General features: G+C 53.4%; 18 protein-coding genes. 11 read left to right on the top strand and 7 right to left on the bottom strand.

Annotated elements, in window-relative coordinates; all coding sequences use genetic code 11:
* Positions 1-108: 108 nt before the first annotated feature.
* Positions 109-1,398: a glutamine-hydrolyzing GMP synthase gene (gene guaA, locus WKS99_RS06235; protein WP_340405556.1), complete on the bottom strand. Its 1,290-nt coding sequence runs from the start codon at positions 1,396-1,398 to the stop codon at positions 109-111.
* A 216-nt stretch (positions 1,399-1,614) separates the two neighbouring features.
* Between guaA and WKS99_RS06230 the strand changes: the two genes are divergently transcribed.
* The 11 genes from WKS99_RS06230 (at position 1,615) to WKS99_RS06180 (ending at position 13,729) form a co-directional block, all read left to right on the top strand.
* Positions 1,615-2,244, top strand: a complete 630-nt coding sequence (locus tag WKS99_RS06230) for an ECF transporter S component (RefSeq protein ID WP_340405555.1) — start codon at positions 1,615-1,617, stop codon at positions 2,242-2,244.
* A gap of 13 nt (positions 2,245-2,257) precedes the next feature.
* Entirely contained in the window at positions 2,258-3,220 is a 963-nt protein-coding gene (locus WKS99_RS06225) for a P1 family peptidase (RefSeq protein ID WP_340405554.1), read from the top strand.
* Positions 3,221-3,688: 468 nt separating this feature from the next.
* Positions 3,689-4,816, top strand: a complete 1,128-nt coding sequence (locus WKS99_RS06220) for a sugar diacid recognition domain-containing protein (protein WP_147571360.1) — start codon at positions 3,689-3,691, stop codon at positions 4,814-4,816.
* A gap of 215 nt (positions 4,817-5,031) precedes the next feature.
* Positions 5,032-6,096: a TRAP transporter substrate-binding protein gene (locus WKS99_RS06215; RefSeq protein ID WP_340405553.1), complete on the top strand. Its 1,065-nt coding sequence runs from the start codon at positions 5,032-5,034 to the stop codon at positions 6,094-6,096.
* A gap of 87 nt (positions 6,097-6,183) precedes the next feature.
* Positions 6,184-6,678: a TRAP transporter small permease gene (locus tag WKS99_RS06210; RefSeq protein ID WP_262670117.1), complete on the top strand. Its 495-nt coding sequence runs from the start codon at positions 6,184-6,186 to the stop codon at positions 6,676-6,678.
* A gap of 3 nt (positions 6,679-6,681) precedes the next feature.
* On the top strand, positions 6,682-7,977 hold the full coding sequence (locus WKS99_RS06205) for a TRAP transporter large permease (RefSeq protein ID WP_340405552.1): 1,296 nt from the start codon (positions 6,682-6,684) through the stop codon (positions 7,975-7,977).
* A gap of 71 nt (positions 7,978-8,048) precedes the next feature.
* Positions 8,049-8,696: a class II aldolase/adducin family protein gene (locus WKS99_RS06200; RefSeq protein WP_340405551.1), complete on the top strand. Its 648-nt coding sequence runs from the start codon at positions 8,049-8,051 to the stop codon at positions 8,694-8,696.
* Between the two features lie 33 nt (positions 8,697-8,729).
* Positions 8,730-9,782 (top strand): alcohol dehydrogenase catalytic domain-containing protein, encoded by a 1,053-nt coding sequence (locus WKS99_RS06195; protein ID WP_340405550.1) that lies wholly within the window; start codon positions 8,730-8,732, stop codon positions 9,780-9,782.
* 26 nt (positions 9,783-9,808) lie between these two features.
* Positions 9,809-10,783: an NAD(P)-dependent oxidoreductase gene (locus tag WKS99_RS06190; RefSeq protein ID WP_340405549.1), complete on the top strand. Its 975-nt coding sequence runs from the start codon at positions 9,809-9,811 to the stop codon at positions 10,781-10,783.
* Complete coding sequence (locus tag WKS99_RS06185; RefSeq protein ID WP_340405548.1) at positions 10,770-12,266, top strand: xylulokinase; 1,497 nt, start codon at positions 10,770-10,772, stop codon at positions 12,264-12,266. The genes WKS99_RS06190 and WKS99_RS06185 overlap by 14 nt, the downstream gene beginning before the upstream one ends.
* The gene (locus WKS99_RS06180; RefSeq protein WP_147571368.1) at positions 12,263-13,729 is read left to right on the top strand and encodes a xylulokinase; all 1,467 of its coding nucleotides are present in this window, start codon (positions 12,263-12,265) and stop codon (positions 13,727-13,729) included. Before WKS99_RS06185 ends, WKS99_RS06180 begins: the two co-directional genes overlap by 4 nt.
* 953 nt (positions 13,730-14,682) lie before the next feature.
* Here WKS99_RS06180 and WKS99_RS06175 read toward each other — a convergent pair.
* The 6 genes from WKS99_RS06175 to WKS99_RS06150 form a co-directional block, all read right to left on the bottom strand.
* Positions 14,683-14,922, bottom strand: a complete 240-nt coding sequence (locus tag WKS99_RS06175) for a hypothetical protein (RefSeq protein WP_340405547.1) — start codon at positions 14,920-14,922, stop codon at positions 14,683-14,685.
* 499 nt (positions 14,923-15,421) lie between these two features.
* Positions 15,422-16,618 carry a M20 metallopeptidase family protein gene (locus WKS99_RS06170; protein ID WP_147571370.1) on the bottom strand — a complete coding sequence of 399 codons (1,197 nt, stop codon included), beginning with the start codon at positions 16,616-16,618 and terminating at the stop codon, positions 15,422-15,424.
* Positions 16,611-17,894, bottom strand: a complete 1,284-nt coding sequence (locus WKS99_RS06165) for an L-cysteine desulfidase family protein (protein WP_147571371.1) — start codon at positions 17,892-17,894, stop codon at positions 16,611-16,613. Before WKS99_RS06165 ends, WKS99_RS06170 begins: the two co-directional genes overlap by 8 nt.
* A 144-nt stretch (positions 17,895-18,038) precedes the next feature.
* Complete coding sequence (locus tag WKS99_RS06160; protein WP_147571372.1) at positions 18,039-18,944, bottom strand: L-2-amino-thiazoline-4-carboxylic acid hydrolase; 906 nt, start codon at positions 18,942-18,944, stop codon at positions 18,039-18,041.
* Positions 18,945-18,960: 16 nt separating this feature from the next.
* Positions 18,961-19,812, bottom strand: a complete 852-nt coding sequence (locus WKS99_RS06155) for an L-2-amino-thiazoline-4-carboxylic acid hydrolase (protein WP_262670129.1) — start codon at positions 19,810-19,812, stop codon at positions 18,961-18,963.
* Positions 19,813-20,019: 207 nt separating this feature from the next.
* Positions 20,020-21,408: a sodium:solute symporter family protein gene (locus WKS99_RS06150; protein WP_147571374.1), complete on the bottom strand. Its 1,389-nt coding sequence runs from the start codon at positions 21,406-21,408 to the stop codon at positions 20,020-20,022.
* Between the last annotated feature and the right edge of the window lies 1 nt (position 21,409).

The following is a 21,409-nucleotide window of genomic DNA, read 5'->3' as shown; positions in this document are numbered from 1 at the left end:
ATTCTCTTGGGAGTACCGGGCAGACACGAATAGTATCAATCCAGTATCAAGAGCCTTGCGGACGGGCAAAAAAGCCTGTATTCATGCGGGTTTGCGCCGTTTTGACGGTCATTCCCACTCTATGGTGCCAGTAGGCTTTGGTGTCAGGTCAAACAGCACTCGATTGACTCCCTTTACCTCGCTGGTAATGCGGGCTGTGATATGCTGGAGCAAGTCGAAGGGCACATTCTCCACTGTGGCGGTCATGGCGTCCACGGTATTGACAGCCCGGATAATGACGCACCACTCGTCGGCCCGCTTGTTCTCCCGGACGCCCACGCTCTTCAGGTCGGGAATGGCGGTAAAGTACTGCCATACCTTCCCCTCCAAGCCGTTTTTGGCGAACTCCTCCCGAAGAATGGCATCCGACTCCCGGACAGCCTCCAGGCGATCTCGAGTAATCGCGCCCAGGCAGCGCACTCCCAGGCCAGGACCGGGGAAGGGCTGGCGGTACACCATGGAATCGGGTAGGCCCAGAGCCTTACCACAGGCCCGCACCTCATCCTTGAACAGCATCTTTAGCGGCTCTACCAGCGCAAAGTTCAGATCCTCCGGCAGACCGCCCACGTTGTGGTGGCTCTTGACCGCCTTGACGGTTTTGGTTCCGCTCTCGATGATATCAGGGTAGATGGTCCCCTGACCCAGGAATTGGATACCCTCCAATTTTCGGGCCTCCTCCTCAAAGACGCGGATGAACTCCGCTCCAATGATCTTACGCTTCTGTTCCGGATCAGCTACCCCGGCCAGCTTGTCCAGGAAGCGGTCCACCGCGTCCACGTAGACCAGATTGGCGCCCAGTTCCTCACGGAAGACCTTGACCACCTGTTCGGGCTCCCCCTTACGCAGCAGGCCGTGGTTCACATGCACACAGGTGAGCTGTTTGCCGATGGCCTTAATGAGCAGAGCGGCCACCACAGAGGAGTCCACTCCTCCGGACAGGGCCAGCAGCACCTTTTTACCGCCCACCTGCTGGCGGATGAGCTCCACCTGGTCGGCAATAAAGTTCTCCATATTCCAGTTGGCTTCTGCCCCACAGATGGTAAAAATAAAGTTGGACAGAGCCTGCTTGCGTTCCTCTGCATTCTCCGGCCAAGGGGCATCTCCCTTGTGGTCTACCAGCAACGCAGGGATATCGCAGTTGTAGATGTCCTGGGACACGTCAATCTCCACACCATCCACCACCCGGTTGGGGCCCCCGTTCAGGATGATACCCTTGACATTGGGCAGGGCTCTCAGCTCGGCCAGCGTGATGTCGTGGGGGTGTATCTCACTGTACACGCCAAGGGCACGGATTTCACGGGCCAGTCTAGGATTTTCCTCACTGCCCAGATCCAGAATGACGATCATATCCTGTTTCATTGGCAAATGCCTCCTTATTTTTCTCTCTCAAATATCCTATCATGCCGCGTCCCTTCCCGCAAGAGTAAATCGTAAAAAGGTCCCTCGCCTCTTGCAAAAGAGTACAAAGTAGGGTATACTGCCCTTGGCATTCCAGCGTTCTTCTTGATATGAAGAACGCCCAAAAAATTGCGCTGCATCCGCAATATGGCGGAGCGGCAGCAGGAGGAACTGAATATGGAAAAGGCAAAAACCAATCTCACGTACCTGATCGAATTGGCCCTGCTCGTCGGGATCCTGCTGATGATGAACATTACAGGACTGGCGATGATCCCTCTACCTGGACAGTACGCGTCGATCATGACTGTACCAGTGGCTGTGGGCGCGATGATGCTTGGGCCTTTAGCTGGGGGAGTTCTGGGCGGTGTGATGGGCTGTATCAGCTTCTATACCGCCATCAAAACTGGGTTCAGCACCCTGTTCCTTGCGGGCTACACCGGCGGTATAGTGGTAGTTCTCAGCTTCATCAATACTATCATTCCTCGCATCCTGATGGGTATCTGCGTGGGCTGGATATACCGGGCCGCCAGCAGACTGGACCGGGGAAAGACGATCTCCTATTACATCGGCGGCATTGCGGCTCCGCTGCTGAACACCCTTTTCTACATGACGGTGCTGGTCCTGATCTTTTTGAACGCCCCCACCCTCCAAGCGCTTCTGGGCGAGGAGCTGATGGCTAAGTTCCAGGATAACATCCTGCTATTTGTGGCCGCCTACGTGGGGGTCCAGGCCCTGATCGAAGCCGCGCTGGGCTGCGTCATCAGTGGCTCTGTCTGTAAGGCTCTGCGCGTCGTGCTGAAACAGTGAAGGGGGAGAGGTCATGCAAGAGATCGGGATTATGGATGTGGGCGGCTTTCAGGTCGGTCACGCCCAAGATTTGGAGGGAGCCACTGGATGCACTGTCATCCTCTGCGACCGGATGAGCCCCGCCGGACTGGATGTCCGGGGCGGCGGCCCGGCCTCCCGCGAGTCCCAAATATTGAATCCTGTGGCTGCCGCCGAGGGGATCAACGCGGTACTGCTGTCCGGTGGCAGCGCCTTTGGTCTGGATGCCGCCGGCGGAGTCCAGCGGTATCTGGAGGAGCGAGGCATCGGCTTTGACACAGGGGTGGCCAAAGTCCCCCTGGTAAGTCAGTCTTGCCTGTTTGACCTGGGTGTTGGCAGCAAGGAGGTGCGGCCCACTGCGGACATGGCCTATCAGGCCTGTGAGAACGCCAGCCGGTCCGCCCCCGCCCTTGGGAATGTGGGCGCCGGCACCGGCTGCTCCATTGGAAAGTACCGTGGAATGGACAGGGCGATGAAATCAGGTTTCGGCACCTTTGCCCTTCAGGCCGGCCCTGTTAAGGTGGGCGCCCTGGTGGCGGTGAATGCGCTGGGTGATGTGTATAGCCCCGACGGAAAAGTGGTCGCCGGGCTGCTTGATAAGAAGAAATCAGGGCTGTCCTGCACCTTGGATGAGCTGTTTTCCGATGCTTCTCCAACCGGGAATCTGTTTACTGGCAATACTACGTTAGGCATTATCGTCACCAACGCACAATTTTCCAAAACCCCTCTGACCAAGATTGCTGGTATGGCCCACAACGGCTATGCCAGGGCCATTCGCCCGGTTCACACCACCGCTGACGGAGACAGCATCTATGCTCTCTCCGTGGGCTCTGTTCCGGGTGACGTCAATCTGGTGGGTGCCCTGGCCGCTCAGGCCATGGAGATGGCGATCCTTCGAGCTGTCCAGACGGCGAAATCCGCCTATGGACTGATTGGTTTGTCTGACCTTTCCCACTGACCATGGGGCCTCCCTTCTGTATTTCCACCAGGGAAATGGCTCTTTTAGGAGAGGATTACCGCTATTCCCAGAGATATAAGTTTTTTGAGAGTAAGTAAGCACGGCTGAAGTCTGTCGAGTGGAAAGCGCAGCAGGAACAGGACAAAGCGAAAAAGGACTAACGTACAAGGCGGGGACATCTATAACGATGTCCCCGCCCTGATTATGTCAGTTATCAATCAAAATATATTATCATCATCAAAATCTTCTATAATTTTTTCAAACGCGACAATGTAAGATATATTAAGCAACAAGTAAAAGCACTCCCCCGTCTGCGGAAAAGCTTGCGCCATGGTTGACTGAGTCGTCACAGGCCATGAAACTTTTACCAGCCCTTCACGGTTTGACAAAGCGGCTTTGACAGCTTATATTTATGATGTCGAGCGGAATCCGCCATTTTACTGTGTACAGAAAAAACGAGGGTTTGATATGATAAGCCGGAAAGTAGCAGAACAGCTTGTGGCAAAGTTGCGTGAGGGCACCAATCTGTTTGTGGATGTCATAGACCAAAAGGGCGTGATTCAGGCCAGTCTAAACCACAAATGCGTGGGTTCCTTTCATAAAATAGCCTACGATCTGATCAAGGGCAATCGGGATTTTGTCAACGTGGAAAAAAGTCTGGATACCCTTGGAATACCACAGGGTGTCATTTTTGTCGTAAAAGAAAACGGTGCGCGGGTGGGTGCCGTGGGTGTTTCCGGTCCCCCCGACAGCATACACTCCGTCGCTGAAGTAGTAAAGCTCACGCTGGAGACAATGCTGGCGTACGAGTCCCAGTACGAAAGCTTTCAAAAGTACAACAACAGCCGGGACATTTTTTGCCAGGCGCTCATGTATGGTGAACACATCTCCAAGGAGGTGCTGATCTCCCGGGCAGAGAAGCTGGGCATACAGGCCGACTGTCTGCGGATTTCTATTTTTATTGTTACGGAGCCCAAAAGTGATTTTACCCAACTCGTCCAGCGCAGTGCATCCAACCCCCTGGCCAGTGAGCAGGATATCGTGGCCATCAGCCGTAGCAACCGAATTGCGGTCTTTAAACACTTGGAGCGTGACAAGGGCCTTTTGGCTAATTACCGCTATATGGTGGAGGAATACTTAAAGTGGTGGCGCAGGGAGCTGATGGATATGGGGGTCCGGGTGCAGTTCAACATTGGGACCATTCAGGACAAGCTGATCCGTTACCGGGAGGCCTACCAGCACGCGGTATGGCTGGTGACATCCGCAAAGTGTCGGGAGGAGCTGAATTGGTTTTATGATTTCACGGACCAATATCTGCGCAGCCTTGTCCCCAACGAGGTACACCGCAGCGTATTCCAGACCTACGCAGAGCTGATCGACGCCAATACGCTGGAGTATTTCCCCGATCTGATCGGCACTCTGGAGTCGTGTAATTATAACTTTATTCAAGCTAGTCAGAAGCTGTTTATCCACAAAAACACAACCGCCTTCCGGTTGGATAAAATTAAAACATCTCTCAATATAAATCCTGTAAAAAATCCAAAAGATCGTGATTTTGTTAACAATCTTCTCTACTATCTCCAACAGTGCCAGTAATACCGCATTGTTTAATTGCCCAAATTTATTCTTTTAAAACTGGTTATAATAGAAAGAATACCCAAAACCTTGTGCTACTGGCACAAGGTTTTGGGTATTCTTTTGAGCTACCGGACATAGGAGTGCCCGACTGTTCCATGCTATGATTAATTAAGATACGCAGAAGTTCAATTCTGGAAGATGCATCACAAGGAAAAAGAAAAGGAGTAAAAAAGATGAAAAGAATGACCGCACTTGTATTGGCACTGTCCCTGGCACTGTCTTTGACGGCCTGCAGCCCCAAGGAGCCCTCAGGCTCCGACTCAAAATCCGAGCAGCCCGGCTCAGCTTCCAGCGCCTCTACCTCCAACCCCGGTACTGCCAGCGAGTTTGACCAGGACGTGGAAATCAATATCGCCCTGCATACGGCTGACGGAATTCACGACGAGGCTGTCAAGCTGTTCAAGACCAAGATTGAAGAGGCCAGCGGCAGCGCAATTACCGTCAATGTCTTTGAGAACGGCACCTTGGGCACCGAAGCGGAAAATGTGACCCAGCTGAGCACCGGTGAAATTGAATGCGCCATTTTGTCCACCCTGTACTCTGGCAATATCCTTGCCGAGTGGGATGCCACCGCCATTCCCTTCCTGTTCAAAAGCATGGAGGATGTAGAGGCGTACTGGTATAAATACTGGGATGAGATGCAGGAGCTGTCCATCTCCACCTCCAACATCCGCATGATTGATCTGCTGACACGAGGCAGCCGCTGTCTGTCCGCCGACTATGAGATTTCCGAGCCCTCCCAGCTAAATGGCTTCAAGCTGCGTCTGCCCGAGACCACCTCCTGGCTCACAGTATGGAAATCCCTGGGCGCTAACTGCACCGCGATCAACTGGAACGAGACCTACACCGCCCTGCAAAACGGCGTTGTGGACGGCCAGGAGAATCCAGCGGCTACCGCTTACACCGCCAACATCCAGGAAGTCAACTCCTATATGATGAAGACAAACCATGTATACCAGTATTTCTATTGGTGCTTCAACGAAGACTTCTGGCAGAGCCTGCCTCAGAGCTACCGGGACCTTATCCAGTCAACGGCCGATGAGTGCTCTGATTACTGTGCTGAAATTGCGGAGGAAAAAACCGCCTACTATGAGCAGGAGCTGGCCGCCGGCGGGATGACAATCGTGGACGTGGACTTTGACGCTTGGCAGCAGGCCGCCATCCCCGGCATCCAGCTTGCGGCCGAGCCGCTGAATGACACCGCCAAGGATTACGTCTACTCCCTGCTGGAAGGCTGATTGCGATAATTGGGGGTCCCTGTCTGCCGATGTCTCTCACGGTATGCGGGCAGGGGCCCTCTTCCGGACATGAATGAGGATAAAATTATGTTAGACAAGCTATCCAAACAGTTGATTAAGCCCATTAGACTGGGCGTCTTTTTAGTTATGCTGATCATGGTGGCTCTGGTGGTAACCCAGATCTTCTGTCGGTTTGTTATCAACATCAGTGTGCCCTGGACCGAGGAGATGGCCCGGCTTTGCTTTGTGTGGATTATTTTTTTGGGTTCTGCCATCGTGGAGTGTGAGGGCGGCCAAGTATCCACCACCATTTTTATCCAGCGGATGAGAAATACTCCCCGGTTTATACTGCTCACAGTCATCCATGCAGTCGAAATTCTGTTTAACCTGTGCCTGTTCGTCGGCTGCATTCAGTCCTGGAACACAGTGAAAATGATGACCTTTTCCACTGTGCCCATCTGGAATTACCAGCTTTTGTACATTCCTCTCATCCTTGCGGCCCCCGTAATGATCTTTTATCTTGTCGTCCAGAACATTGAGTTCTATCATACGATGTTTCCCAAGAAAGGAGTTGCCGGCTGAGCTATGGCGTTAAAACTTTTTGTCTTTGTCGTGCTGTTGATCCTGCTGTTCTGCCTGGGGTTCGGCGTGCCCTACGCCATCGGTACGGTATGCATGGTCGTGCTGGTAATGAACAACGGCTTCGCCGACTTCCCCTTCCACACCTTGGCTCAAAAGGTGGTCAATTCGGGAAACAGCTTTGTGCTCATGGCGATCCCCTTTTTCCTGCTGGCTGGAAAGCTCATGAACACCGGCGGGATCACCAACCGCATCTTTCGCTTCTGCAACACCGTCATCGGCTGGATTCCCGGCGGGCTGGGCCATGCCAATGTACTGGCCAGCGTGGTATTCGCTGGCATGAGCGGCTCCGCCGTGGCGGACGCAGCCGGGCTTGGCAGCATTGAGATCAAGGCCATGGAGGACGCCGGGTTTGACAAAGGCTTTTCCGCCGCTGTTACCGCCGCCTCCTCTACCATCGGACCCATCATCCCGCCCAGCATTCCCCTTATCGTTTACGCCTGCGTGGCCAGCAACGTGTCTGTATCCAATCTGCTGATTGCTGGAATTGTACCGGGTATTTTGATGGCCATCGGACTGAGCATAGCCATCTACATCATCTCCGTACGGCGACACTATCCAAAGATGCCTTTCCCCACGTTGCGTCAGATCTGGGATGATTTTCGCAAGGCGGTGCTCTCTCTGTTAACTCCAGTCATCCTGATCGGCGGGATGCTCTCCGGCGTGTTTACCGCCACCGAGGCCGCCGTTGTATCTGCTGTCTACGCCTTCATTCTGACGGTGTTCATCTACCGGGAGGTGAAGCTTTCCCAGCTATGGGGCATCATCATAGAGACGGCCCGGGAGTCAGCCGGTATCCTGTTTATCGTCTGTATCTCAAATATGTACGGCTATCTGCTTACCCGGGCCCAGATCCCCGCTCTGCTGGTCAAAGCGGTGTCCGGCTTTACCACCAGCCCCGTAGTAGTCTTGTTGATCTTAAACGTGATTTTTCTTATCATTGGCTGCTTCATGGATGCAAACGCGGCCATTTTGATCCTGACCCCGGCCATCTGGCCTCTGATTACGGCAGTCGGCATCGATCCCACCCACCTGGGCCTCGTGATGGTGCTGAACTTAATGATCGGCCTTCTGACGCCTCCTGTTGGCATGTGCCTGTTCACTGTATCCCGGGTTGCCAACCTGCCGCTGGAGCAGATGATTAAATCGGTGCTGCCCTTCTATATCCCGCTGCTGGCCTGCCTGCTGCTCGTGACCCTGTTCCCGTCCTTGGTGTTGTTCGTACCTGGACTGCTGGCGTAATCATCCCAAACGGCCCGTTCTGACGCCCATACCCGCATCAGCGGTCCGGTATTGATAAAGGAGCGTTTATTATGAGTGAACAAGTATTGTATCAAGAAGAACATCTGGCCCGTCTCTCCCTGGTCCAATGGGGCAAAGAGCTCTATGATCAGGGCCTGGTCAAAGGGAGCGGGGGGAATCTGTCCATCCGGCTTTCAGACGGTACAGTGCTGCTTACCCCCACCGGATTTTTCTTGGGCCATATGACGCCGGAGTGTATCAGCCGGTGTGACATGCAGGGCAACCTGCTCAGCGGCAACAAGCCTACCAAGGAAGTCCCGCTCCATTTGGCAGTCTACCGAACCCGGCCTAATGTGCACGCCGTGTGCCACACTCACTCCGTCTACGCAGTGGCCTATGCCAGCACCGTGGAGCCGGGCACCGTAATGCCTATCTGCACCCCCAGTGTGGCAGCCAAAGTGGGCCTGGTGGAGGTCAAGGGCTATGCCCACCCTGGCTCAGAGCAGCTGGGCCGCTTTGTGGAGGAGGGGCTCCAGCGCTCCAACGCCGTCCTGCTAGCCAACCATGGCGTGGTTGCGGTTGGAAAGGATATGGAGGCGGCTGTGTCTATGGCCAATGAGGTAGAGAACAACGCCATTCTGCTCGCCCTAGGCGCAGGCAGGCTGCATATCCTCTCGGAGGAGAACGTAGCGCATCTGCTGAAGAAAATCACCCTATAATTGAAACACGTTTATTTAAAAGGAGGCAGCGGCATGGAGCCGAACTTTATGAAGGCCCTGGTTTTTCAAGGTCCTAAGCAATTTGAGGTGAAGGAGGTCCCCATCCCCCAATGCGGGGAAGACGAGATGCTTGTCAGAGTCCGCTTTGCCGGCGTATGCGGCACGGACAACCGCATCTATCAGGGGACCAAGGTAATCGCCGCGCCGCGAATCACCGGACACGAGTTTTCCGGAACCATCGAGCGGCTGGGCAGCCATGTGAAGGGCTATCAGCTGGGGCAGCGTGTCAGCGTATACCCCATGCTCTACTGCGGCCACTGCTACTGCTGCCGGGAGGGCAGAACAAATATCTGCGCCAACCGCACCACCATCGGCTATGAGATTGACGGCGGCTTTGCGCAGTATGTCAAAATTCCCAAGCGGGCCATTGAGTGCGGAAACGTGGTGCCCATCCCGGACAACGTCTCGGACGAAATCGCCGCCATCTCGGAGCCCATCGCCGCCGCCTATCACGGGATGCAGCAGGCCGGTCTGCGGGACGGGGAGACCTTTGTCATCATCGGCGCGGGCCCCATAGGCCTGTTCCACACCCAGTTGTCCAGGAGCGTGGACCTGGCCCGCCGGATCGTCATTGAACCCATTCCGGAAAAGCGCAAAATGGCGCTGGAGATGGGGGCGGACCTTGTCATCGACCCAGCCGCCCAGGACGCCAAGGCGGTCATCCTTGAACAGACCGGCGGGCAGGGCGCCGACGCCGTCATCGTGGACGTAGGCGTGACCAGCGCCCTGGAGCAGTCCCTGGATTACGTCAAGAAGGGGGGCCGGGTGGTCATCTTTGCCGGCATGCCCGTGGGCAGCAAGATCACCATCGATCCCAACACCATCCACTACAAGGAGATCATACTCACCGGGTCTTCCTCCTCCTCCGCCGTCAATCAGGCCGAGGTGTTCCGGCTGCTGTCCTCCGGCAAGGTGAGCACCGAGGGGATGATCTCCGGCTGCTTCCCCCTGGAGGAGTGGCGCACCGCATTTGAAATGAAGGCCAACTACGTCGGCGTAAAAACCATAATGGACCCCTGGGCCTAAGCCAGGGGAAAAGGAGAGCATAATCTGTGAAAGCATTCGTTTCTGCACAGCTGACCCAGGAGGGGCTGGATCAGCTCGCCCAGTACGCCCAGATCAAGCTGGGGGGCTGGGGGCATACCGGAAAAAAGCTGACGCCGGAGGAGCTGGTGAAGGCCGCCTCCGACTGCGAGATCATGGTCATTTGCTATGAAGAGATCAACGATTACGTCCTGGATCATCTGCCCAATCTGAAGCTGATCGCCTGCTCCCGCGGGGGCGTGGAGAACATCGACCGGCAGGCCGTCCGGCGCCACAGCGTCTGGGTCACCAGCGCTCCGGGCCGGAACGCCAACGCGGTGGCGGAGCTGGCGGTTGGCCTGATGATCTCCGCTTTGCGTCATATCCCCAAGACCCATCACTACATTATGTCCCAGCAGTGGGACAGGGTCCCCTGGGACATCGCCGGCAACACGTCCTTCAAGACCTTCGACGGATACGAGCTGTGCGGCAAAACCGTAGGTCTGGTGGGCTACGGGGCCATCGCCCGCCGGGTGGCTAAGCTTTTGTCCGGCTTTGACGTGAAGCTCATTGCCTATGACCCCTTCCTCACCCAGTGGCCCGAGGGCGTGACCAGTGTGGGCTGGGAGGAGCTGTTCTCCACCGCCGACGTGGTCAGCCTGCACTGTAAGCTGTCCGATACCACGCGGGGGATGGTAAACCGGGCCGCCCTGCAGCACATGAAGCCCACCGGTATTCTCATCAACACAGCCCGGGGCGCCCTGGTGGACGAGGACGCCTTGTATGAGGCCCTCGCCGGCGGCAAAATTGCCTGCGCCGCCCTGGATGCCCAGGTCCATGAGCCTATGCTCCACGACTCTAAGTTCCTGACCCTGGACAACATCATCCTGACCCCCCACATCGGCGGGGCCTCCCGGGATATCATTGCCCAGCAGACCCGAATCGTGATGGAGGACGTAACGGCCTACTTTGAAACGGGGAAACCGATCCATGTCATCCAGTGAGCCGACCTTCCTGGGCATCGACGTGGGGACCAGCAGCGTCAAGGCCGGCTTCGTCTCTTCCGACGGCCGGGGTCTGCTGCAGACCTCGGCCGAGTACCCCACCTTCTACGGCCCGGACGGACAGGCAGAGCAGGATGCCTTCGACTGGTGGAACGCGGCCACCCGGGCGGTGCAGGCGCTGGTCAAGCAGGCGCCCCATCTCGCCCGGGCGGTGCAGGCCGTCTCCGTGAGCTGTCAGGCCCCCACCCTGTTTGGGGTGGACCGCCACGGGCATCCGGTGGGGCGCGGCCTGATCTGGATGGACCGTCGGGCGCAGCCGGTGTGCCGCGGGGTGCTGCAGGAGCACGCGGAATATATCCATCAATACTCCTGCAACCGGATCGATCCCTACTATATGCTCTCCAAACTGGCGTGGCAGAAGCGGTATCACCCTCAGGACTACGCCCGGACGGACAGCTACCTTCCGATCAACGGCTGGCTCGTCTATCAGCTGACGGGCAGCCGGCTGGTGGATGTGACCAACGCCAACCTGACGCAGCTTATGAACGTCTACACCCTCAACTGGGACCGGGGCATCTTTAACCGGCTGGACCTCGATCTGGATAAGATGCCGCCGGTGGTCGCCTGCGGCACGGCGGCGGGCGTCATACGTCCCGAGATCGCCCGGCTGTGGGGGCTTCCGCCCCGGACCATAGTGGCCGCCGGCTGTGTGGACGGGTCGGCCGCCCCGCTTGGGTTGGGCCTGTCAGCCGATGGGGACGTCTTTGAGATGTCCGGCACCTCCTCGGGCATCGGGGTGATTCTCTCCAACCCCCGGTTTTGTCCCAACCTGTCGCTTATGAAGCACGTTCGGGAGGACAAGTGGTTTTTAAAGGGGAGCACCTCCTGCTCGGGAGGCTCCCTGAAGTGGTACCGGGATCAGGTGGACCGGCTGGCGGACCCGGAGTGCTTTCAAACCTACAGCCGTCTGGCTCAGGAATCCCCACCGGGCGCGGGCGGCGTGCTGTTTCTGCCTTATCTCAACGGGGAGCGGGCCCCTTTGTGGGACAGCCGCCTGCGGGGCGTGTGTCTGGGCTTTTCCAGCGCCACCGGGAAGAAGGACCTGCTGCGCGCCATCCTGGAGGGGACCGCCTACGCCCTGCGCACCATTTTGGAGGAATTTCCTTTGAATCAACAGCAGTCCGACGTTATTCTGGGAACCGGCGGAGGTTACAACAGCGCGCTCTGGTCTCAAATCAAGGCGGACGTGCTGGGACGGACCATCTGTGCCAGAAAAACCACCTTCGACGCGGCCGTGCTGGGCTCCGCTTATGTGGCCATGGAGGCCGCCGGGGTCCCGGCGCCCAAGCCGCCCAGGGACACGGAGGAGGTTCTTTACCACCCGGACCCGGCGCTGGGTTCCGTTTACGGGCGGCACTACCGGCGATTCCAAAAGGCGTATCAGGCCACCCGTGTACTGTTTCATGAGGAGGACGAACCATGATACTTTTAGCGGGCGTTGACGTGGGCTCCACCGGGCTGAAGGTTGCCCTCTATGTTCCTGATGGCCGCCGAGTGGGCTACGCCTATCGTGAATATGCCATCGACTATGGACCAAACGGGCAGGCCACTCTGAACCCTATGATTTGGTGGCAGAGTCTACAAAGCTGTTTTAAGGAGCTGTCCGCCCAGTTTGAGTTGAAACAGGTTGCCTGTCTGGGTATCAGCAGCGCCAATGCCATGGTTCTCACTGATGAACACTTTTCCGCCGTATTTCCGGCCATTATGCAGCTTGACAAGCGCGGGGCGGAGATGGTCGCCCAGGTAGGGCGGGAACTGGGTGACGACTGGCTGTTCTCCAGAACGGGCAACCGAAACGCCCCTGGCTATCAGTGGGGGCCAACGCTGAAATGGCTCCAGACGTACGAGGGTGAACGCCTAGCACAGGCCAAGCGCCTGTGTAATCCCACCAGTTACCTAGCGGCGCGTCTTACCGGAAAATATACCATGGACATAACTCGTGCGGCCACCACGCTATTGTATTGTCCAGAGACCGGGGTCTGGGATGGTGAGCTCTGGCGGTACTTCGGCCTGCTTGAAGTAGAGCAGCCTGCCCTGCTTCCCCCCCACGCTCTGCTGGGGCATACCCTCGATGGCTGCGGCCTGCCCCAGGGTATCCCTGTGGCAACAGGCGGAATCGACACTATTTGCGCCATGCTAGGACTCTCTGGCGGGACTCCGGGCGATGTCCTCATCATGGGAAGCGTGGGGCGGTTCGCCGCCGCAGTGTCCCAATGGGACTGCCGCTTTTTAAACACGCTCTCCTGGGACGGACGCCAAAAAATAAGCATGACTCCGGTCAACAATGCGGGCACCGCTTTGAAATGGGTCCGCAGCCTCCTTCTTTCCGGCAGGGACATCCAGGACGTCAGCTACGACCAGCTCAACCGCTTGGCGGAACAGGTACCTCCCGGCAGCGAGGGGCTGCGTTTTTTCCCGTTCCTCAACGGAGCTAGCTGCCCCCACTGGAGTGAGGCTGTGCGGGGCACCTTTCTGGGGCTGGAGGCCTACCACACGCCGGGCCACCTGATCCGGGCCGTGATGGAGGGGGTCGCCCTGTCCCTGGGAGAAAATCAGGCTTTACTCGCTCAATGCGGCGGTCTGTGTGAAGACCCTGTGTATCTGGGCGGCGGCGGGGCAAAAAGTCTCGTTTGGAGTCAAATTCTCTGTGACGTGCTGGGGCGGGAGCTGCTACTTCCAGAGCAGGTGGAAACAGAGACTATCGGCAGCGCCCTCCTGGGAGGCATGGCCTGTGGCCTTCTCCGCCGGGAAGATGCCGCTCAATGGAATCAGGTGCGTAGCCGCTTGACCCCTGACTCCTCCCGCAAGGTGGAATACGCCGGCCTCCAGGCCCGTTTTTCTGCCGATTATGCGCTTTTGGAACGGCTCTACAAAGGCGGCGGCTGATCCGTCCCTTCCTTGCGCAGCCGGTATCCGCCCGGGACACATCGATGCCGGGGCATTTTTCTGTAGAGTCTCTCATAAAATACCCCACAGCCGAGGCTGTGGGGTATTTTGTGTCTCTCTGTGCCCTGCGCGTACGTCGCATCCTCTATGCGGCGGTGGGCGGAAAACCGCCTGTACAGGTCCAGGACAGCGTTGTCCATGATATAGGGCGTACCAAAATCGGCCGACGTTCCTGTTACCCAAGGCCAAGGCCAACTTCTCCGTCAGGGAAAAGGGCCGGTCCGCCCCCGCCATCAAAATGTCCAGGCTGTCCAGCTGGCACACCCCCGGCATCGCTCCCCCTGCTCCCGGGGGACGGGGGTCCCTAGCTGGCGGACCAGTTCCTGCTAAGTGCGGAAATGATGGAGGATATCCGTGCCCACAAGCACCCCGTCCAGGCTAAACAAAATTACTTAGATTATCAGTATACGCTCTTTCGAATCGAGCCTCTGCTAAAAAATTTCGCAACGCCCGGAGGCACGGATCAGATAAAGTCCATATGCTCCGTCGCTACGGGCTTGGCAGTCTCGTCGCCCTAGCCGGCAGGTATCCTGGGTATCCCCAGAGGGGGACGCCCACCACCCGATTGAAGGTGGCGGAGAAGTGGGTGATGTTCCGGCAACTCACCAGCTCGGCCACCTCGTACACTTTGACGTACACGTCACGCAGCAACTACTTGACCATGAGGATACAGCAACGTGTCAGGTAACTTAAAACGGTGTAGTCCCTCTTCTTTTTAAACGTGTGGCTCAGATACCTCAGGGGAACGAACTCGTCCGGGGAGATACAAAAGCGCAGGATGCCCACCAGGTCCGTGGACGTGAGGGCACCTGGTTGGTTTTGCTGATTCACTTCATAGTGTCCAGAGTGCTACACAAGAAGTAGGAGTTGAGCTAGGCCTGGAGCATCCGAATCTAGGCCTGGTTCAGCTCCTGTTGATTTTCGATCATCGCCTGTTGGTCTCCTTCAGGGTGACCGCCATACTGTTGAAGTGCCAGGCCAGCTCCCCCCAGTTCGTCGTCCCAAACCCGACAGACGTACACAGCCCGATTGTCCTGCACCACCTTCCCAATGTGCTGGCGCTCCCGCTCGATAGGCCAAACATCCGTCTGCTGAGCCGCAGACTCATGAGCACGGAGATGACCATGCGGCACCGGCGCCAGCCCAACGGTCAGCCCGGGCCGTGAGCAGTACACTCCCCGCCAGTAAGGAGTGGCTAGTAAATAAGTTTTTTAAGATTGGTCAGCAGCGTTTGTGAATATGCGACACGTTCCTAACTGAAAAGGTTAGGCGTTAAGCTGAAATCTAATAAAGAATAGGAAGGAGCTTTACAGATAAATCAGTTTCATAGAACTGATATTCCGACAAGTGGAATGACGGGGTAACGCCCGGAAACGCCTATTCTAAGACCACGTCGGGCATGGCGCAAGCGCAAAGACACATTAGTAGAGAAGTAGGCGGAAGTCCACCCTAACGGTCCACATCGAGGAAAGTGTCTCAGCGGTGGGGGTACGGATGATACGCTGGAGGTCTATAAAATCCCGATGGTGAAAATGCACGGTGGAATGCACTCAGGAAGCCATGAATGTACGGGTCAAGATGAACGAGTTGCAGAAATGCGGCTGCCTCTGTAATGGAAAAAGACAATTTTACTCATAACGAAAGGAAATCAACCGCGAATTGCGCCAGAGCAGAAACTCCATATGGCAACGTCTCAGAAGGAAATATATTTTCAGCCACATGCAGTCCGAGTGATGTATTAGGCTTGCTCTCTATAGCTGTTCCAAGCAGAAATTGTGCCCCATGATTGTTACAGGCATTCAACAGACAGGAAAAGTCGTCGGAGCCCATTGATGGTTTTAAATTTTTATTTATTTTTTTTGCTCCCAACACACGCTTTACGGATGACTCCAACTGTTCGCAAATCTTGGGTTCATTGATTAAAGGTGGCATCCCTTTCTCTATAGCTACTGTACACTGTCCACCCATTGCCACACAAAAGTCTCGACTTAGTTGACAGATACGATTTAGATGAGCGTGACGGACAGAATCATCAAAGGTCCGAAGCGTGCCACACAATGTGACCGTATTTGGAATGATATTTGGAGCTGTTCCTCCACTAATCGTACCAAAAGTTAGAACTGAGGGATCTGTTGCACAATTATTACGGCTAATCACAGTCTGCAGTTGCATTAACAGTCCTGCGCTCATCACAATAGGATCCACACAATCCTCTGGATGTGCTCCATGTCCCCCTGTCCCACTCACTGTTATTGTAATAGTATCACAGCTTGCATTACAGATACCTGGTAAAATCCCTATCGTTCCAAGAGGAAGCGCTGGTGCGCAGTGAAAGCCAATAATACCATCCGGAATTGGGGAAAAGATTCCTTTTTTCAACATGCTCTGTGCGCCATCGCAAGTTTCTTCAGCACATTGAAAAATAAGAAGGACTTCGCCATGCAATTGGTGCCGCTGTTGCGCAAGGTACTGCGCGCAGCCTAACAGCGCCGTAGTATGGATATCATGACCGCAGGCATGACTAATTCCAGTAGCTTGGGAGGAAAATGACAATCCTGTAGCTTCTTGAATTGGCAGCGCATCGATATCCTCCCGTATAGCCAACAACTTTCCGGGATGGTCCCCGCTTATTTTTGCTGCCACACCTGTCGACAGGCCCAGGTCTAAAATCGGAATATCATAAGATCTCAACATTTCACAAATAAAAGATGTGGTTTGTTGTTCCTGATGCCCCAATTCTGGATGCCGGTGCAAGTACTCTCTTACCGAACATAACTCTGGATAAGCAGCAACCGCCCAATCCATGACTCCAGTGCAGGTATTACTCATAATCAGCCTCCACCATCATACGAATGATTACTCGGTCAGTTTCCTTCATGCCAACTCGGCCAAGACGACTGATATTGTCAATGGTATTTTCTACTCCTTTAGCAACTAGCCCTTCACCGTTATAAAATTGCTGTCCCTGTTGGTACATTTCAAAGCCTAAAATGCCCGCCTCTACTGCCGTTGCAATTTTTGCCGCACAGGAAGCTTTTGCTCCATCGCATACCATTCCAGACGCAATAGCCAACGCATTAACGATTGTATGCACTATACAATCATAGGTACCTCCATGCAGATAGGCAATTCCCGCTCCCGCTCCCGCCCCTGCGCTGACAGCACCGCAGTATGCCGACAAGCGGCCAATCCCAGCCTTTTCATGCAATGTAACTAAATTAGCTAACAGGAGAGCACGATAAAGCTTCTCCTTACCCACACCCAAGTTCTCCGCATATTCAATAACAGGCAGTGAAACAGCAAGCCCTTGGTTCCCACTGCCCGAATTGATTACAACGGGCAGCTCGCATCCATTCATTCTGGCATCTGAGCCAGCAGCCGCCCTGGCTTTTGCCCGAGTTCGTACATCATTTCCATGAGCTTTCAGCAATACTTTTCCAATATTGGCACCATAGTTTCTCTGCAATCCCTCTTGGGAGATATTGGTATTCATTTGAATTTGCCGTTCCAACACTTCCTGTACATCGTTTAGATCACAAATCTCTACAAATTTATATATATCTTTGATGTTTAATACTGTTAGATTAGATTCATGTGCTTCTTCAGAAACAATAGGTGCAGAAAACAGAACTGTTCCGTTTTTCTCTTTCAGCACAATGTTTGTGTGAGTCTGTGCAATACGAACTTTTGCCCATTCCTTTTTATAAAAGGCAGTTACAATAATATCCAGTACCAGATCGGAAGCAGCTGGTGAAACGGTAATCTTAGTGTTGTCAAGATATCCCGTTTTTTTCAAAATGTTTTCCTCGCCAATATTAGAGATAACCTCCAACCCTGCGTTTTCGTCGCCTGCTAGTGCACCAATAGCCGCAGCTGTTTCGATTCCTTTCAGGCCTCCAGTATTGGGGACCACTACACTTTTCACATTTTTTATAATATTGCCGCTGGCCTCTACATGAATTCTATCCGGTACATGCCCCAATACCGAGCGTGCAACGGCTGAACAGTACGCAATGGCAATTGGCTCCGTGCATCCTAGAGAGGGAACCAATTCACGGGTTAGTATCTCTACATATTCTTGATAAATTGCATCTTGCCTATCCACATCAACCCCTCCTTCAATTTGATTCTTTCGATATCATACATAAGAAAATAAGAGCATCCGTGCAGAGGAATCAGAAAAAACTTATCTCCGCACGGATGCTCGTCATGGTCTCCCGATTCTAATCATCTTCACGCTGGTTGTATGTTAATTGCATTGGGGGGCGAGTCCTAGCTCTTGGAATAGCGGTTGGTAAAAGAAACAGTCCATAGCTTCTTTCAGCCCATTTTTTCCATAAATATCCCACATAGGCTCCTTAGAAGAATCTGCTTCCAGCGGGTAATTTCTGGAAAAGAAATCAATTGTGAGCGGTTGGCCTTGCTCTTTTGCAGACTGTTTCAACCGTTCCGCTGCATCTTTTTCCATATTTTGTAAGCCCTCACGTATGGCATCCATAGCCTGCTCTCCCAGTTGTGCAAGTGCTGTAGTGGCAATATGAGAATAGAGTTTAATGAATAGCGTACCAAATCCGGCCTTTCCATATGCCTGCTTCAGTTCACTCGTAGGTCCGGTATAACAGGGATCATACTCCTCAAAGCAAACAGGCTTTAAGTCTTCCGGGAGATTCTCTGGGCGCAGAATGACATTGAATGCACAATACTCATCTTCGGGTTGAGTCTGTGTTTTGGCGAGGTTTACCTTTGAATAGCCATATGCATAATGACTATAACTAGCATTATGAAACTCTTCACAATAAATCCTTCCAAGTTCAAGTACGCCATATCGCTTCCAAATATCAGCCATAGGGCAAAACAGCGTATGAGATACCCTCTCCTGTGCATTCAGAGTCTGCAGTTCCCGACGAAAGCGGGGATCAGGCGGCAAATCGGGTCCTACTGCAAACAAACTGTGCATATTGATTTTCACGTTGGCTTTCAGATGCCTTTCCCGCAAGCTTTCTGCCCGATCGCGACCAAATTTTCGCGTTCCTTCTCTCAGTGCTCGCTCTCCCTCCACGCCAAACTGTGCCAACAGCGGACCAGCTAAAAAAGAGTACAGCAATGTGTAACTATCGGCTAAGTTCATGATTTCCATTTCTTCTCGCGTATACATAGACCTGCCCTCATTTCTACAGCGCAAAAGTCGCTTGGATTTGTTCTACTACATTAATCCAAAAAATTTCCTTTTCTGCGTCTTCTAAAAAAGAAGTTGCACTGGTAAAAGTTTTTTGGTTGTAGGGCATTGGAAGAAACGCATTCATAAATACCGTGTCAAGCGCCCACCCCGCACGGTTCGCCTGGTCTGGAACGGCACATATTATGTCTTTTGCAAATGCCCTAAGTCCGCGGGCTAAAGCGGCAACCCCATCCACTCCCTGATTCTTTACATTTTGATAAAAGGCATCATAAAGATGAAGGAGGTTGCGTCCGGTGCTCCACGCCGGCGATGCCTCTGTCCCATTTTCGAATGCTTCCTGTTGCTGGGGCGTCATGTTAGCTGTTCGGTAATAAAATGCCAGCACACAACGATTATCTCTAGGACAAGTCAAAGAATTGGATACATTGGCCTGTCCTTTCCCTGATGTGTAGCCCTGAATAAGCGCATGGGCATATTCTTCGCAATACAATGACCCGGCAAACGTCTCATCCAGCGCTGACCACTGTTTTGCCAGGGGACAACTGTATACCTCTTGTAACTGTGCTTGTTTTGTATCTCGGAGAGTCACCCGGTAAAATCTAGGGTCCGCTCCGCAGCAGGGCTCTTCAGCAAACAGGTTTTTCAGGTTAATAGATATGCCAGCCTCTACCTGATGCCGCCGGATCCGCTCTCCCTTTTCCTGAGCATACTGCACAACAGACTGCCGCACAAGACGTTCTCCCTTTACCCCTCCCCAATGTATCAGTGACGAGGACAGGTAGGCATACAACTTTCCAAAGCAGTTAAACTGAAATTGTGCTTTGATTTCCTCTTGCGTATTCATGTTCAAACTCCTTTTGTGTCCACAATTACTCACTCTTGATAACATCTATACAAATCGGTTTTCCGCTAAATCCAGCATTATTTTCCCCTATCTTTTTTCTTCTCGTCAAAAAAGATCCAAATCATCCAAACCATAAAGAAAATAAGCGCAAAAATGTGCAAATAAATCAAAATTTCCATACAATTTTCTCCTTTCCACTCTTACCCATCACAGGCTCTTCACTGTCGCCTTAGGATCAAGAAGAGTAATCAGGGAAAACACTATAAAGTTAGCCAGTGTCCCAACCGCGGCTCCCGGCAAACCCAAGAAGGTAATCCCTGTTACCTCAAATACCACCGCTGTCACAGAACCAACGACCATAGCACAATTTGCGGCCAAGGCAGACTTTTTACAGTTATTAAAGAACAAGGCATACAGCATGGGAATGAAACATCCACCAACATAGGCCGCAGAAGCCAAGTTCCAGATACTCATAATACTCTGCATCCAAATGGCAACAACCAAACCGCCTAATCCCAATACCAGTGTGGTGCGCTTGGTAATCTTCAGCATTTTCTGATCATCGCACTCCGGGTTAATCACATTTTTATAAATATCGTTGGAATAATTGGTTGCAGCAACCAACAAATAGGAGTCTGATGTAGACAGAATGGCGGCCAATAATGCCGCAAAAACCAGTCCCCGTAGGACAGGGGGCAGTTCATACAGAAGCAGGCTGGAAAATGCTGCATCCGGCTTAATGTTAGGAATCAAAATATAGGCGCAGGTACCCAGCAGTAGGATTACCATATAAAAGGTATGCAAAGGAATCAGGGAAAGCAAAGTGCCTTTTTTGGCCGTTTTTGCGTCCTTACAGGCAAAAAATCTCTGATATCGGTTTCCATCAATTAGCGTGGTTAAAGATGTCGTAAAAATCAAACGTATAATGGCGGTGATATCATTGGGAACAGTTAGGTGACTTTGGGGAACAGCAGCGACAATCCCTTCCCAGCCCCCTACATTCTCAAAGCAGAGCCATGCAGCAAACGCAACGCCGAATCCCATAATAATGAATTGGACATAATCCGTTACCGCTACGCCCCAAAAGCCACTAAAATAAGTAAAGAGGAGAATGACGACTGTGCTGATGATAGCTCCGTAAACAAAAGGAATTCCAGTGACAACATTGATTACAGTACCAAAGGTCACAGTCTGCATGGCAGGACCAGTTCCCATCAGATACAGGAAACTGCACAATCCACCATATGCCTGTGCCGGTTTTCCGTACATCCGACCTAATACATCTGGCGCAGTAAATCCACCAAAGTTGCGAAGCTTCGTTGCCAAAAATAATCCTGTCACAATTGTGGCAATGTAAATCGCAATCATGGAGGGAAGGATAGTCAAACCTGACTCATATACATTTCCCACCCAACCATTAAGCACACCTCCGCCAATAGCAGTTGCCAAATAGGTTCCCATAAAGATGGAAATACCTAGCTTGCGGTCTGCTACCATGTAGTCTGCAGATGACTTAGTTTTCTCTTTACATTTAAGGCCCACTAATACGACGCTAACCAAATAAACCAGGATTACAATATAATCAATTCCACTCATC

Origin of the sequence: Flintibacter sp. HCN-6482, from assembly GCF_037892565.1 — a bacterium.
In the GTDB taxonomy this organism is placed as follows: domain Bacteria; phylum Bacillota; class Clostridia; order Oscillospirales; family Oscillospiraceae; genus Lawsonibacter; species Lawsonibacter aceti.
The sequence above is the reverse complement of the archived record's forward strand: the minus strand, read 5'-3'. Positions and strand labels throughout refer to the sequence as shown.